The 15,422-nt window shown below is 34.2% G+C and carries 15 protein-coding genes and 1 tRNA gene; 9 read left to right on the top strand and 7 right to left on the bottom strand.

The features are described 5' to 3' along the window. Positions 1-150: 150 nt before the first annotated feature. The 4 genes from GWR14_RS15775 to GWR14_RS15790 all read left to right on the top strand — a co-directional run bounded on the left by GWR14_RS15775 (position 151) and on the right by GWR14_RS15790 (position 3,420). Positions 151-1,263: an NAD(P)/FAD-dependent oxidoreductase gene (locus GWR14_RS15775; RefSeq protein WP_163410039.1), complete on the top strand. Its 1,113-nt coding sequence runs from the start codon at positions 151-153 to the stop codon at positions 1,261-1,263. After that, positions 1,263-2,030 (top strand): monofunctional biosynthetic peptidoglycan transglycosylase, encoded by a 768-nt coding sequence (mtgA, locus tag GWR14_RS15780; RefSeq protein ID WP_187356537.1) that lies wholly within the window; start codon positions 1,263-1,265, stop codon positions 2,028-2,030. The genes GWR14_RS15775 and mtgA overlap by 1 nt, the downstream gene beginning before the upstream one ends. Continuing rightward, positions 2,020-2,976, top strand: coding sequence for a lipid A deacylase LpxR family protein (locus GWR14_RS15785; RefSeq protein ID WP_163410040.1), 957 nt, complete (start codon positions 2,020-2,022; stop codon positions 2,974-2,976). Before mtgA ends, GWR14_RS15785 begins: the two co-directional genes overlap by 11 nt. A 114-nt stretch (positions 2,977-3,090) precedes the next feature. Next, positions 3,091-3,420 carry a YegP family protein gene (locus GWR14_RS15790; RefSeq protein ID WP_163410041.1) on the top strand — a complete coding sequence of 110 codons (330 nt, stop codon included), beginning with the start codon at positions 3,091-3,093 and terminating at the stop codon, positions 3,418-3,420. A 213-nt stretch (positions 3,421-3,633) separates the two neighbouring features. On the opposite strand, the gene GWR14_RS15795 is transcribed toward GWR14_RS15790, so the two are convergent. Then, positions 3,634-4,197 carry a DUF6642 family protein gene (locus tag GWR14_RS15795; protein ID WP_163410042.1) on the bottom strand — a complete coding sequence of 188 codons (564 nt, stop codon included), beginning with the start codon at positions 4,195-4,197 and terminating at the stop codon, positions 3,634-3,636. A 165-nt stretch (positions 4,198-4,362) separates the two neighbouring features. Here GWR14_RS15795 and GWR14_RS23725 point away from each other — a divergent pair, with 165 nt between their 5' ends. Then, a complete protein-coding gene (locus GWR14_RS23725) occupies positions 4,363-4,539 on the top strand; it encodes a hypothetical protein (RefSeq protein ID WP_187356538.1) in 177 nt (58 codons plus the stop codon). Between the two features lie 146 nt (positions 4,540-4,685). Here the strand turns inward: GWR14_RS23725 and GWR14_RS15800 are convergent, their stop codons facing one another. The 3 genes from GWR14_RS15800 to GWR14_RS15810 form a co-directional block, all read right to left on the bottom strand. Continuing rightward, positions 4,686-6,956, bottom strand: a complete 2,271-nt coding sequence (locus tag GWR14_RS15800; protein WP_163410043.1) for a cation:proton antiporter — start codon at positions 6,954-6,956, stop codon at positions 4,686-4,688. A gap of 212 nt (positions 6,957-7,168) precedes the next feature. Then, positions 7,169-7,888: a LytR/AlgR family response regulator transcription factor gene (locus tag GWR14_RS15805; protein ID WP_163410044.1), complete on the bottom strand. Its 720-nt coding sequence runs from the start codon at positions 7,886-7,888 to the stop codon at positions 7,169-7,171. Beyond that, entirely contained in the window at positions 7,851-8,612 is a 762-nt protein-coding gene (locus GWR14_RS15810) for a sensor histidine kinase (protein WP_163410045.1), read from the bottom strand. The genes GWR14_RS15805 and GWR14_RS15810 overlap by 38 nt, the downstream gene beginning before the upstream one ends. A 260-nt stretch (positions 8,613-8,872) precedes the next feature. Here GWR14_RS15810 and GWR14_RS15815 point away from each other — a divergent pair, with 260 nt between their 5' ends. Next, positions 8,873-11,248 carry an efflux RND transporter permease subunit gene (locus GWR14_RS15815; protein WP_163410046.1) on the top strand — a complete coding sequence of 792 codons (2,376 nt, stop codon included), beginning with the start codon at positions 8,873-8,875 and terminating at the stop codon, positions 11,246-11,248. Between the two features lie 213 nt (positions 11,249-11,461). Here the strand turns inward: GWR14_RS15815 and GWR14_RS15820 are convergent, their stop codons facing one another. Continuing rightward, positions 11,462-11,716: a GIY-YIG nuclease family protein gene (locus GWR14_RS15820; RefSeq protein ID WP_163410047.1), complete on the bottom strand. Its 255-nt coding sequence runs from the start codon at positions 11,714-11,716 to the stop codon at positions 11,462-11,464. Positions 11,717-11,772: 56 nt separating this feature from the next. Next, positions 11,773-11,846 (bottom strand) — tRNA-Ala (locus GWR14_RS15825). 104 nt (positions 11,847-11,950) lie between these two features. Between GWR14_RS15825 and GWR14_RS15830 the strand changes: the two genes are divergently transcribed. The 3 genes from GWR14_RS15830 to GWR14_RS15840 all read left to right on the top strand — a co-directional run bounded on the left by GWR14_RS15830 (position 11,951) and on the right by GWR14_RS15840 (position 14,185). Beyond that, a complete protein-coding gene (locus GWR14_RS15830; RefSeq protein ID WP_163410048.1) occupies positions 11,951-12,715 on the top strand; it encodes an enoyl-CoA hydratase/isomerase family protein in 765 nt (254 codons plus the stop codon). Positions 12,716-12,879: 164 nt separating this feature from the next. After that, a complete protein-coding gene (locus GWR14_RS15835; protein ID WP_163410049.1) occupies positions 12,880-13,332 on the top strand; it encodes a 6-pyruvoyl trahydropterin synthase family protein in 453 nt (150 codons plus the stop codon). A 109-nt stretch (positions 13,333-13,441) separates the two neighbouring features. Beyond that, on the top strand, positions 13,442-14,185 hold the full coding sequence (locus GWR14_RS15840; RefSeq protein ID WP_163410050.1) for a UDP-2,3-diacylglucosamine diphosphatase: 744 nt from the start codon (positions 13,442-13,444) through the stop codon (positions 14,183-14,185). On the opposite strand, the gene GWR14_RS15845 is transcribed toward GWR14_RS15840, so the two are convergent. Continuing rightward, entirely contained in the window at positions 14,186-15,400 is a 1,215-nt protein-coding gene (locus GWR14_RS15845) for a cytochrome c3 family protein (protein WP_163410051.1), read from the bottom strand. Positions 15,401-15,422 lie beyond the last annotated feature (22 nt).

Consider the following 15,422-nt stretch of genomic DNA (forward strand, 5'->3'; position numbering starts at 1 on the left):
GGAGTCGAAGCTTTCAATTCCGCTCAGCCATACAAAGTTCTTGAAGATTAAGTTTTTGGAATTTTGTCTGAAGATTGGAATTTGGAATTTAAAAAATTGTAATTTACACCAAGATTGGAATTTAAAATTTGGAATTTAATAAAAATGCAGATGGAACTTAGTTATTGGGAGTTAAAAAACTGGTTTACAAATGTAGAGTATACCATAGTTGGGAGTGGAATTGTAGGACTTCATGCAGCATTGCGCTTACGCGAAAGATTTCCGGAAGCTAAAATTCTCGTGTTAGAAAAAGGAATGCTGCCTCAGGGAGCCAGTACAAAAAATGCCGGGTTTGCCTGTTTTGGAAGTATTTCTGAAATTATGGAAGATTTAAAAACACATACAGAAGAAGATGTTGTCGAACTGATAGAAAAGCGTTGGAAGGGTTTGCAGCTGCTGCGAAAAAGACTGGGGGATGATGCTGTAGATTTTAGGCCTTATGGTGGTTATGAATTGTTTTTGAAAGAGGATGAATCGGGTTTTAATGAATGTATTTCTAAAATTCCTTTTATCAATGAAGTTTTAAAGCCAGTTTTTAAAGCAGAAGTTTTTACCAAAGAAATTGACCGTTTTGAGTTTAAAAATATTCAGGAGTATTTGATTTTTAATCCGTTTGAAGCACAAATTGATACTGGAAACATGATGCAGGAATTACTGAAACAGGCTGTTGCCGCTAATGTCTTAATTCTGAATAAGCAAACAGTAACTTCTTATACCGATGCCGGCAATCATGTTGAAGTTGTATTAAATGATTTTAGTTTTAAGACACACAAAATACTTTTTGCAACTAATGGATTTGCCAATGCTTTGACAAAAGGTGCTGTACAGCCTGCAAGAGCACAGGTTTTAATTACAGAACCGATTCCAAATTTGGATATTAGGGGAACTTTTCATTTAGACCGTGGGTATTATTATTTCCGAAATATCGATGACAGAATTTTGCTTGGAGGGGGAAGAAATTTAGATTTTGAAACTGAAAATACTACTGAATTTGGACAAACGGAAATTGTACAAAATAAATTGGAAGATTTGCTGAAAAATGTAATTTTACCAAATCAGGATTTCCGGATTGCTCATCGTTGGAGCGGTATTATGGGAGTCGGAAACAGTAAAAAACCTGTTGTGTCGCAACTATCTGAAAACGTGTTTTGTGGAGTGCGTTTGGGCGGAATGGGAGTGGCAATAGGCAGTTTAATAGGAACAGAATTAGCAGATATAATATAATGGCAACTAAAAAACCAATACAAAAAAAAACAACCGCAAGTAAATCTAAACCAGCTTCAAAGAAGTCAAACCGCTCTTGGGGAGAAAAAATAAAATGGTTTTTTATTAAACTCATGTTGTGGTTCTTTGGACTTTCAATAGCATCGGTTATAATTTTTAAATACGTACCTGTACCTTTTACGCCATTGATGCTGATTCGTGCGATTGAAAATAAAATGGCAGGTAAAGAAGTTTATTTTGATCACGACTGGGAACCGATTGAAAAAATTTCGAAAAATCTTCAGAAAGCAGTTATTGCCAGTGAAGATGCTACTTTTTTGTATCACAACGGCTTCGATTTTAAAGCGCTTCAAAAAGCCTATAAAAGCAATGCGCGTGGACGCAGAATTCGTGGAGGAAGTACGATTTCGCAGCAGACAGCCAAAAATGTCTTTCTCTGGCAGGGAAAAAGTTATTTCCGCAAAGGTCTGGAAGCTTATTTTACCGTTCTGATTGAAATCATCTGGGGTAAAGAACGTATCATGGAAGTTTATCTGAACAGTATCGAAATGGGAGACGGCGTTTACGGGGCTTATGCTGCAACTGAGCATTGGTACCGACGTGATGCTTCTAGTCTGACACCGATGCAGGCAGCCGGAATTGCCGCTATTTTACCAAATCCAAGAAAATTTAAGGCAACCGGATCTTCGAGTTATATTGTGAGAAGAAAAGAAAGAATTGTTCGCGAAATGCGTGCAGTTGGTAAAATAAATTATGATGGAAAGTAAAAAAAGCTTTTTTCTGCTTTTCATATTGATAACAGCTTTTGGTTTTGCCCAGGGGAGAAAAGCTGAAATTGGTATTATCTCTGATAATGATTTATATACTTCGTCTAAATATGATATGTATTACACAAACGGGATGGAGCTTTTTTACCGGTTTTTGTCGAAAAACGAAAATGAAAAAATCAGTAAAGAAATTACCGAATTTAGAGTTGGACAGTACATTTATAATCCAAGATTTATTAATAAGGAAGCTGTTGCGATAAATGATCGACCTTTCACAGGCTATCTTTTTGCAGAAGCAGGACGCAGTTTTTTTTACAAAAGTGAATCGGTTTTAAAAACTGATTTTCAATTGGGGTTTATAGGACCGAATGCTTTTGGTGAAGAAGTGCAGGAGAGTTTTCATCATTTCATTGGGTACAAAGAAGTGTATGGTTGGGAAAACCAGCTTCATAATGCATTGGCGGTGCAGGCTCATGTTATGTATTCGAAGAAATTATTTCCAACAAAACATCATGATTTTGTAGATATCCATTTTCAGTCGGAAGCCAATTTGGGAACTGTTTTTACAGGTATTTCTACAGGTGTTTTAACCCGTTTTGGATTTAAAAAGTTACTGCCGGTTTACGATTCTAATTTGCATGATGCTTCGGTAAGTTATGAACCTCAGTATAATATTAGGGAGTTTTACTTTTATGCGATGCCAAGTGTCAATTATCAGTTTTATGATGCTACTATTCAAGGCAGTATGTTCAGTGATACCAGTCCGTTGACTTTTGATCTGGTACCTTTACGTTTTAATGCCGAAGCCGGTTTAAAGTATCGTCACAATAATTTCAATATATCATATTCCTTTATTTACCGCGGAAAAGAACTCAAAGATCCTGATACCAATACCAATACAGGATATTTTTACGGTTCTATTCGTTTAGGTTTTTTATTGAAATAGTTTATAAAATCGACAATTTACGGTTAACCTTAAAATCATATTTCTAAGTTTTGTAATTTTATATAATGCAGAGAAAAAATATTTCTAATTTATAACTTAAAAGTAAAAAACAGCATGGGAAAATTTGTAATCACTAAAAGAGCCAACGGGGAATTTCAATTCAATTTAAAAGCCGGTAATGGTCAGACCATTTTGACAAGTGAGGGATATTCAAGCAAAGCTGCTTGTTTAAACGGAATAGAATCTGTAAAAACGAATTCGCAGGACGATTCAAAATTTGATAAAAAAGAATCTGCAAACGGAAAACCGTATTTTAATTTAAAAGCATCAAACGGTCAAATCATTGGAGCAAGCGAAATGTATGAAAGCACAGCGGCCAGAGACAACGGAATAGCATCTGTAAAAACTAACGCTCCGGATGCAGCTACTGATGATCAGGCATAGGTTTGATTTGTAATACTATAATTGAAAGCTCTCCTTTTTGAGGGCTTTTTTTTATGCTGTAAAGTTTCTTAAATTCTTAAAAATAGATAGTCTCTAACTTAGCCCTGATGGAAGCGGCATCCTTTTTATTGCGTTTTTCAGCAAGAAAAAGATATAGCGGACAGCAGGACAAAATTCCTGTTTGAAAACGAAAACAACCTGCTCCTGAAATATTTAATAATACAATCTAAAATCGAGAAGTTTACAAAGATCGTAATGCTTTTCGTAGAGGGTCTCAACAATTTCAATAAGATCGTCTTCTTCCTGACATAATTTGAAAAATGCTTTGTCAACAGAGCTGGTACTGGTAAATTTATTAGAAACCGTTCCGTAGCCCGAAATAGCTCTTGCTCCGGTAATATCCAGAAAATATTGTGCCTCCTCTTCGTTTAGATCCAATATTTTAGAATTGGCAAAATGCAGGATTTTGCCTTTCATCTTTCCTTCAAAAAGTTCTGCGATTTCTTCTAAACTGTAATAGTAGTCGTGAAGGCAGATGTTGTTTGCTTCGCCTTTCATTACGAGATAGATGATTTCGTAATCTTTAAAATTATGATCGTCATAAAGTAAAGTGTTCAGACTTTCTTCGAGTCCTTCAATCGTGTCACAGGTTTTGTAAATACTTGAAATCCCCTGATTAAAAGCTAGTTTTTCCAGACTTTTAACCACTTCGGTAGCTGTGTTGTTTTCTATATCTGGTACGCCTTCAAGGCAGAAAATAAATTTATCAGAATCCATGACGATTGATTTATACTGTCAAAGTTTTAACCTTTAGTCAGCAATTTAATTATAATAGCTCAGATATAAAAGGCTAGAAAAGCAGTTTAACACAATGATGAGGTTTAACTTTTACATAATACGCTGAAGTTTTAATTTTTTTACTTTTAATTGAAAATTAAAAATATGGAAATCAATTGGATAGTATTAGGAATTGTAGCAGTTGTATTAATTGCTTTGATTTTGTTTATGATTAAGAAAAATCAAAAAGAGAAAAAGAAATTAACGGATCTTTTGAATAATGACTTTAAAAAAACAGAAGAAGATGAACCGGATTTTGAAGATACGGCAAATGAAAAATAAAAACAATAAACCCCCTTTAAAATGAATTTTACAAGGGGTTTTAAATTTGTGGAGAATATCGAAGTTTCTATTCAAACAGCTTTAAGCTACTATTGAATATTCCAATATTTGAATTTGGGATTTCATTTATTGAAATTTTTAAAATCTTAAGGCTTAAGAATCAAAACAGATGGCGTGTTATTCAGCCAGATACTTTGAGACTCGATCAGTTTTTTCCAGCTCTCTAAACTTATAATCATGATGTCCTGAGTTTCCAGAAATTCCTTCTTAATGGTTCTGTCGTGCATAATCATGATATGGTTTGGAGCAATTTGTTCAATAGAACGGATTGTTTCCTGAATATCTCGTGTATTTCTAACCTCTCCGCTTGCATCAAGAACCGTAATCTGTGATCCGTTGTTATTGATTAATTTCTTTGCATAGTCAATTAAAAAATCATCATCTTTGCTAAAAATCGGAATGAAAACCTGATTTACTTCCTCTAAATCTTTATCAATAAAAATTCCAACAGGCATTTTTGTTTTGGCAATAATATGGCGGGTTCTTTCGTCGAAAGGCGAATTTTCAAACAAACCTTCTTTTCCTGTAAACTTATCAATCAACCTGTCCGGGTTTACAATTCGGGTGGTAAAGCCTAAAATCTTTCCAAGAAGAGTTCCGTCAAAAATAGATTGCCCTAAACCAACCAGTAATAAGTCATATTCACTCTGGTTTGCCGTATCAATAATATCGGTATCAATATCATTTGTTACTTTAAAAACACTTACCATATTCTGATTCAGACGTTGTGATTCTTCAATAACCGGAACCAGCATTTTGCGCTCATGGTCTTTCACATCAAATGAATGTATTTCGGTACTCAGCGATAAATGCATTGCTGTAACCATCGAATTATCGCCTTGTTTTTTTACCAGGCTGTTTGCAATTTTAAGTAGTTTCTTCCCTTTTTCAGGAGTAGCAAAAGAAAGCAGGATTTTATATTTGCTTTTATTTCCAATTTCCTGTGGAACTACAGTTGTTTTATCTTTAAAAATAAATGCTATAAAATCTAAAGCCGGTCCGGTCATAAAAGTTGTAACCAAAGCCATAATAACCATCATGGTGAAAATCTCTGTAGATAAAACTCCCAAATCGTAACCGATATTCAGAACTACAAGTTCCATCAAACCTCTTGTATTCATCAAGGCACCGATAGCCAGGCTGTCTTTCCAGCTTTGCCCTACGAATTTTGCTGCCAAAGCACTTCCAAAGAATTTACCCACTACGGCAACTACGATTATCAAACCTGTTATTTTCCATAATTCAGGATCATTTAATAATCCGATTTGGGTACGCAGACCTGTAAACACAAAGAATAATGGTAAAAGGACAATGATGGAAACATCTTCGACTTTTTCGATAAAAATATTTCTGAATTTATTGTTCTCAGGCATAATTGCACCAGCAAGGAAAGCTCCAAATAAAGCATGAATTCCAATTAATTCAGCAGCATAAGCTGAGAACAGAAGAGATAAAAAGAAAATTGCAACAACCGGTTTGTTTAAACTTTCTCGGGTTGAATTTAAATCACCCACTCGTTTTAAGAAAGGGCGAACAATTTTCAGCATAATAATCACGTACAAAATTGCTAAACCAATCACATATAGCGAACTTGCCAGTGAACCTGCTTTTACAATTGCAATTACTACAGCCAAAATACACCAGGCTGTAATATCATCTGCAGCTGCACAAGTTATGGCAATTGTTCCTAATTTGGTTTTCTGAAGACCACGCTCCTGTACTATTCTAGCAAGTACCGGAAACGCTGTAATACTCATGGCAATCCCCATAAATAATCCGAAAGAAGAAAAAGCAACTCCATCGGGAGCAAAAGTCCCATAGATAAAATAAGCTAAGACCAATCCTAAGGCAAACGGAATAACGATACTGGCGTGACTGATAACAACAGCGTCATGAGCTTTATTTTTAAGCACTTTTAAATCCAATTCCATCCCAATCACAAACATAAAAAGAATCAAACCTATCTGGCTTAAAAACTGAAGATTTCCTAAAGATGCCGCCGGAAATAAAGTAGCTGAAAATTCCGGGAAGTACATTCCGACCAAAGAAGGCCCTAAAACAATTCCGGCAATCATTTCTCCAATTACAGACGGCTGTCCTATTTTTCTAAAAAACCACCCAAACAATCGCGCTACCAAAATAATAGTGACAATCTGAGCTAATAATATTGCGAGAGGATGTTGCAGGTTTTCAACCATTGAATGGAGAAAATCATTCCAATGATTACTTTCTATTTTTTTTTCTGCAACGTTTCTTCCGACTTCCAGCGAAGCTCCCTGAGAAATTACCCAATAAATTAAAGCGGTAAAACCACCAATTACCGTAATATAAAATAAGGAGTTTTTAAAGTTATTCATAATTCGTTTTTTAAATTATGAAGCAAATATCAGAAGTAGGGTTTACCTGAAAAAGTATTTTTAAAGGTAATTTTCAATCTATGTAATAAGTCTGCAAAACTTTGTAATAAGTTATAGAAATGATTTCCATCCTTAGCGGAGTCTAAGGCTTAACACCCTGAATTGGACTTTGACTCCGCTCAGCCTGACAAAAAACAATTTGTTACAAAAGGCTATAATTTTACCTTTTTTAAAAATTCGGGGCGATAAGTTTCGCTCAAAATTAAGGTGGTGTTCTTATTATTTTCTTCCTGATGATGTAGTACGATTTCGTTATGATTAAAAAATTTAATTGCTTTTACGGCAATAATTTCTTTTTTGTTCACACGGCAAAAATCAGCTTCCGGTAGTTCATTTAAAAGTGTATCAAATTTTATGTTTTTCAGATTTATAAAGCTTCCGTCTGTCAGTAAAACAGTTTTATCACGGCTGTCACTAAGAGCTGTTTTTATATATTGAATCTGATTGAAATAAAGCAGTGTTTTGCCTTTGTCTGTATTTAACTGAATGAATTTTTTACCCGATTCAGATTTATCCAAACGTTCTATTGTTTTCAAAATCGCTTTTTGAAGACGTTCTAGTTTTACCGGTTTTGTAATATAATCTACAGCATCAATATTAAAAGCATCAGCAGCATATTCTTTGTAAGCTGTACAAAAAATTACCAATTTATTCTGTAACATTTCCGCAAGATGAAGTCCGTCGATTCCCGGCATTTCAATATCAGAAATCAGCAGGTCAAAATCGAGATTGGCAATATCAGATAAAAGTTTCTCAGGATTATTAAATGTTTTTACAATTTCTACTTCGGGAATTTGTTCACAAAGCATTTTTAAGTATGTTAATCCCGGAAGCTCATCGTCCAGCAGCAAGCATTTCAGTTTTGTATTCAAGTAAATCTATTTTTAGATGAGCAATATAGATATCATTTTCTATAAACTTATCGAGTTTGAAATTATTCTTATAAATGATACGAAGACGATGTTCGAGAGTCGCATGTCCAAAACCGCTTCTCTCTTTTTTTAATACTTTTTTATCAGAGATTTTATTCGAAACCGTCATAGAGAAAGCATTGTCCTTAAACTCAAAAACTACCGAAATAAAAGCATCAGCACTCTGAAGATCGGCATGTTTAAAAGCATTTTCAATTAAGTCTATCGAAATTAAAGGCGCCAGTAAAGGCTGATCGTATAATTTATCTTCTTTATTGATATTGGTTTTGACTTTTAATTCAAAAAGAGGACTGATTTTGATTTTGTTGATTTCGATTAGATTCAATGCAAAATCAATTTCTTCTTTGGCAGTCACAAATTTCTTTTTGCTTTCGTATAAAATATAATCCAGAACATTTGCAAGTTTATCGAGGGCAAAATAAGTCTGATAAGCATGTGACTGAATCGAATTTAGAATATTCTTAAACAAATGCGGATTCAGTTTTGACTCTAAATTTTCTAATTGCAGATCGTTTACTTTTGCTTCTAAAGCATAAAAACTTTGTTCTGCATTCTCTTTTGCTTTTTTTGACTGCATTAACAGATACATCATAAAGCAAATGATGATAACAAGCAACACAAGAATTGCTAAAAAAATAAAAGTTATGGTATTGTTTTCCTGCATTGTAATTTATTGTTGACTACAGATTTATACGATTCTGAACAGATTAAAATTAACACTTTTGATATTAAAAAAGCCTGATTCATTTCGTTTCCTTTTTAAATTGATACAAATATGAGAAAAGCTGACGGAGAATAACAGAAAAACAGACCTATTTCATTTAAAGAAGTTTGTTAATTTATGTTAACATATCGTAAAAACAGAACTGCTTTCTAATGATTTTTAGCACTTTTCATTACATTTGCATCCATTTTACAAATTTTATGAAAAACACTATACAAGTTGGATTTTGGGAAAAATTAGCCCGAATCATACTTAAAAACAGAATTACAATTCTAGTTATCCTATCTGTTTTAACCGTTTTCTTTGGTTATCAGTGGAAAAATCTCTCTATGACTTATACTGAAGCTAACCTGCTTCCTAAGGATCATATTGCGAACAAAGAATATCAAAAATTCCTCGATAAGTTTGGTGAAGAAGGAAATCTTGTGGTTATAGGTTTTCAGGATAAAAACTTTTTTACACCAAAAAATTATGCTGCCTGGAACGAATTAATGACTGGTTTAAAAAAATCAAAAGAGGTTGATTTGGTCGTTTCCTTAAATGATTTGAAAAAACTGGAAAAAGACACCATTAACGAAAAATTTGTTTTAACACCTTTTATTGACCAAAGCAAAGTTCTGGATCCAGCTTACTTAAAAAGTGTTCAGCATGAATTGTTCAACAATTTACCGTTTTACGAAGGACTTTTATTCAATAAGGAAAGCGGTAGCGTACGTTCTGCGATTTATATCAACAAAGCTTTAGTAAATACGGCAAACAGAAAAACTTTTATTCTTCAAAATCTGGTTCCGAAAATCGACAAATTCGAAAAAACAACCGGAATTGATCTTCGTGTTTCGGGAATGCCTTACATCAGAACGATCAATGCGGACAATATGAAAGGCGAAATAGGACTTTTTATTGGGGCATCTTTATTGACTGTTTCGTTGATTTTCTTTTTCTTTTTTCGTTCGTTCAGAGCTACGTTTATTTCGATTGTTATTTTAATTGTCGGTGTAACCTGGTCATTCGGAACACTTGGATTATTTGGTTATAAAATCACGATTTTAACGGCTATTATTCCGCCGCTGATTATCGTAATTGGAATCACAAACTGTATTTTCCTGATTAATAAATACCAGCAGGAAATTAAATTACACAACAATCAGGCAAAAGCATTACAGCGTGTTATTTCAAAAATTGGGTCTTCAACTTTAATGACCAATTTAACGGCTGCAATTGGTTTCGCAACCTTGATGATTACCGGAAACGAGTTGCTTTTTGAGTTTGGATTGGTAACATCTATAAATGTACTTTCGGTTTATACCCTGACACTTTTCATCGTACCGATTATTTACAGCTTCATGCCATTGCCAAAAGCAAAACATTTATACCACTTAGATAAAACATATATTTCAACGTTATTGAATGTCGTTTCAAATATAGTTAAAGGTAAAAAGACAATCGTTTATATCATTTATGCGGTTCTTTTTGCTGTCAGCTTAAATGGAGTCAGACAAATGAAAGTTTCAGGAAGTTTGATTGGAGAAATGCCAAAAAGCGCTTCTTTCTTTAAAGATATTTTGTTCTACGAAAAAGAATTTAACGGAGTAATGCCTCTTGAAATTATGGTTGACACCAAAAAGAAAAAAGGTGTCATGAAAGCTTCGACTATTCGTAAAATGGATGAATTGCAGAATACAATTGCTGAAATTCCGGAATTGGCAAAACCGGTTTCAGTTGTGAATCTGGTAAAATATTCTAAACAGGCTTTCTACAATGGAAACCCGGAATATTACCAGTTACCAACTTCGCAGGAACAGACTTTTATTTTGAGTTATGCTAAAAATGCGACTAAAAACAGTAAAGAAAATCTAATGAAAGCTTACGTTGATTCGACTGGACAATACGCACGAATCACAACTTTCATGAAAGATATCGGAACAGATGAAATGGCAAAAGTAGAAGGGAAATTGCGCAAAAAAATTGATGAAATTTTTCCAAAAGAACGTTTTGAGGTTACTATTACAGGAAAAGCTCTGGTTTTCCAGAAAGGAACAACTTACTTGGCTCATAACTTAATTGAATCATTACTTTTTGCGATTTTAACTATTGCGATTTTAATGTTGTATTTATTCAGATCTTTTAAAATGGTAATGGCTTCTTTGATTACGAATATTTTACCGTTATGCATCACTTCTGGGTTAATGGGATATTTCGGAATTCCGTTAAAACCTTCGACGATTTTGGTATTTAGCATTGCTTTCGGAATCTCGGTTGATAATGCGATTCAGTTTATGGCTAAATACAAACATGACCTGATGCAAAACAAAGGAAAAGTGAAGAAATCTGTTTTCAGCGCTTTGAGAGAAACTGGGGTGAGTACTTTTTATACTTCTGTAGTTTTGATTTTAGGTTTTGCGACTTTCACGTTATCAAGTTTTAGCGGTACAATTGCTTTAGGAGGATTGATTTCCTGCACTCTGGTTTTTGCGATGTTTGCAAACTTGGTAGTTTTACCTTCTTTGGTTTTAACTTTTGAGAAGAAAAAAACCAGAAAAGAGGATTTAGAAAATTCACAAAAACAAGGACATTAATTACTTTGGTAAACAGAATATTGAGAGGTGGTTCTTTTTAGAACTGCCTCTTGTTGTTTTATGTCAGACTGTTTTTATGCTTTTAGAAGCTTTAATAAATGGTCTTATTGTAATTTTGCCAATTGTCTGAATGACGTTAAAATAATAGAGTTTATAGTTTGTGGAAAATATCGGGCTCGAACCGATCACTTTCCCGAATGCTTTCGGGACGCTCTATTCAAATGAGCTATTGCATAAAAGATACTCAATATATTTTCTGCTTTTCTTTTTCTTTATTTCTAATTCGCGTCGAACAGCTTCTGGTCTTGTTTGAAAATTTTCGAAATATTTCAAAACCCAATCTTTAGCAGTTTTGGTAAAAGTACTTCTGCCATTCAAATGGTCATTTAACCTCTTTTGTATATTTTCGCAAGACCCGATATAATATTTGTCTAATGTTTCAGAATACAAAATATAGGTGTAAAACATAGGGGGTGAAATATAAAAAAAAACTCAAGCCTTTTGGACTTGAGTTTATAGTTTAGTGGAGAATATCGGGCTCGAACCGATCACCTCTACGCTGCCAGCGTAGCGCTCTAGCCAAATGAGCTAATCCCCCAATTCGATAGCAAATAAAGTCAATTAATTTTCAAAAAACAAATTTAAGGGAGTTTCAGTTAAAATATTTTTCAAAACCGTAACTTTACGTTAAAAACCATTTTTATGAGTTTAGAAAACGTACAAGGAAGTTTAGAAACTTCTTTTCAAGATACAGTTGCAACCGTTCAGTTTGGTCATCCGGCAAGTAATTCTTTTCCCCGTCAATTATTAGACAAATTAACTGCTGAAATTAATTCGTTAAGCCGAAATGAAGACGTTTCAGTAATTATTTTAAAAAGCGAAGGAGCAAAAACGTTTTGTTCGGGTGCTTCGTTTGATGAACTTTTGAAAATTGAAAATCAAGAACAGGGCGTTGAATTCTTTTCAGGGTTTGCTCATTTACTGAATGCAATGCGAAATTGTAATAAAATTATAATTGGCCGAGTGCAGGGAAAAGCTGTTGGTGGAGGAGTCGGAATTATTTCGGCTTGTGATTATGTTTTTGCAACTCCGCAATGCGATATTAAATTATCTGAACTTGCCATCGGGATCGGACCTTTTGTAATTGAACCGGCCGTTTCACGTAAAATCGGTAAAACAGCCATGACCGAAATGACATTGGCAGGACATGAATGGAAATCGGCTGACTGGGCTTTGCAAAAAGGACTTTTTTCAGTTTTGTGTGAAGCTGAAAATCTAGATGCTGAGGTTGCAAATTTTGCTCAAAAACTAAGTTCGTACAATCCGGAAGCTTTAAAAGAAATGAAAAAGATTATTTGGGAAGGAACCGAAGTTTGGGAATCACTGCTTTTTGAACGCGCTGCAATTACGGGAAAATTGGTGCTGTCTGATTTTACGAGAAAAGCATTGTTGCAATTTAAGAAGTAGTTTTTTCAGTAGCTGATTCCTGCTCTCCGCTATATCTTTTGTGGCGAACCCCGCCACAAAAGGATGTCGCTTCGATCAGGGCTAAAAACCGTAAACCAAGACCTTTTTTTATTAAAAGACCATTTCTCAACATCTATTTCCTAAATTTGCAGAAAAAACAACCGATGAGTAATATCAGAATTACAAAACAATTTAGCTTCGAAACCGGACACGCTTTGTACGGTTACGACGGAAAATGCAAAAATGTTCACGGACATAGTTACAAATTATCGGTAACCGTTATTGGTTCGCCAATTACAGACCGATCCAATGTAAAATACGGAATGGTAATTGATTTTTCGGATCTAAAGAAAATTGTAAAAGAAGAAATTGTCGATCAGTTTGATCATGCAACTGTTTTTAATGAAACTACGCCACATATCGAATTGGCAAATGAATTAAAAAATCGTGGACATCATGTAATTTTAGTAGATTATCAGCCAACGAGCGAAAATATGGTAATTGATTTTGCTGAAAGAATCATTTCACGCTTACCTGCCGGAATTTCTCTTTTTTCCCTAAAACTTCAGGAAACCGATTCTTCATTTGCAGAATGGTATGCTTCTGATAATCAATAGAATTATAATTTTTTAAATCCCAAATACCAATTCTTTACTTCAATCAGGATGACAATAGACTAAAGTCTAAAAATCTAAGAAGTCTAAGATCTAACAATCTAAAATCTAAATGAAAAAAATATATTTCGCTTCTGATCAGCATTTCGGTGCTCCAACTCCCGAATTGAGTTTGCCTCGTGAAAAGAAATTTGTTGCCTGGTTGGATGAGGTTAAAGAAGATGCCGAAGCTATTTTTTTATTAGGTGATTTATTTGATTTTTGGTTTGAATATAAAACAGTTGTTCCAAAAGGCTTTGTTCGTATTTTAGGGAAACTTGCTGAACTTCGCGATAGCGGAATCCCAATTTATTTTTTCGTAGGAAACCATGATTTGTGGATGAATGATTACTTTGAAACTGAATTGAATATTCCGGTTTATCACGATAACAAGGAGTTTACTTTTAACGGAAAGACTTTTTTAATCGGTCATGGGGATGGGAAAGGCCCTGGAGACAAAGGTTATAAAAGAATGAAAAAGGTATTTAAAAATCCGTTTTCAAAATGGCTTTTTCGCTGGCTGCATCCTGATGTCGGTGTGAGTCTGGCACAATATTTATCAGTGAAAAACAAATTGATTTCAGGTGATGAAGATGTGAAATTTTTAGGAGAAGAGAACGAATGGCTGGTTTTATATGCCAAACGTAAACTCGAAACCAAACATTATAATTATTTCATCTTTGGACACCGCCATTTACCTATGATTATTCCAGTTGGAGAAGACGCCAAATATGTAAATCTGGGAGACTGGATTGGTTATTTTACTTACGGTGTTTTTGATGGCGAAACTTTTGAACTTAAAAAGTTTGACAAATAATTAATTCTTAGCTACTGGATAAACAGCTATTTTGTGTGTTCTTAGCGAATAATTGTTAACAGCTGAACTATTTGATTGCTGAAAACGAATTGCTTTTGAATCTTGTTTTGGCATATGACATTCTACGCAATTATTTGCTAGTCTGGATTTTGAAATTGTTTTCAGGGTTATGGCTGTGTGTTTAGTACTTTGATGACAGCTCATACATATTTTAGAATAAGAAATACGATTTTGTGGTTTATCCTGATGGGGATTATGACAGGTAATGCAATCCATAGTCTGACTTTTCTGAAAGCATTTACTTTGCGAAAGCAAACCTAATTGATTGCCATGAACATCATAATTTAAAGTGTCTTTTGAACGGGGGTTTTCCTGAAAATAATCGGAAAGATTTTCTCCGGGTTTAAATTGAAATCGTGATTTTAGTTTACTTTTATCATTTCCAGAATGGCATAAGGCGCAGGCATCTATTCTTTGCTGTCTGTTTAGATTACGAAAAGATATCATATTTTGGGCTTTCTTTAAATCAGGAAATTTCAAATGTGTCTGAACATGTGTTTTTGCCGGGCCGTGGCAGCGCTCACAATCGATTCCGTAAACCAGAGTATTTTTACTCATAAAGTCATCAACTTCCATTCCCATAAAAGTATAAGTTTCTGAACTGGATGTAGTCACATATTTACTTGCGATATTAGAACTGTGGCAGGCAAAACATTCTTTCAATATTTTTCTGTTAAAGTCGGGATTTGTAGCAGAATAATTTGGACTCGTTGCCCAATTGTTTATTGATTTATAATAAGAAATGGGCAATTCATAAAAGTAATGATTTTTCCAGTAACCACTGGTTTGTGCATGTTTGGCACCAAAGAGAATATCAAAAGGATAAGCTTTAACTTCTTTTCCGTTTTTATACAAAACCTGATAAAGTGAATCATTGCGTTCTTCCATGACTACTTTAGTGTTTTTGTCATAAACGAAAGCACTTTTATCATCTGTAAAATGTCCTAAGATATTTTCTTTGGTAGCGGGTAGAGTGGCTTTGTAATGAGCGCTAAGGATAGAGGTTTCGTGTTGTTTTTGATGACATTGAATACAGCTTTCAGAACCTGCATAATCGGTTCCGCGTGGATCTGTGTAATTGTCTGAGTCATTTTTGCAGCTTGTTAAAAGTACACCCCAGACAAAAATGATAAAAAGAATATGTGCTTTTTTCATTATTGTAAATATACTTTTTTTG

It is taken from the genome of Flavobacterium ajazii (assembly GCF_010614725.1).
GTDB lineage: Bacteria > Bacteroidota > Bacteroidia > Flavobacteriales > Flavobacteriaceae > Flavobacterium > Flavobacterium ajazii.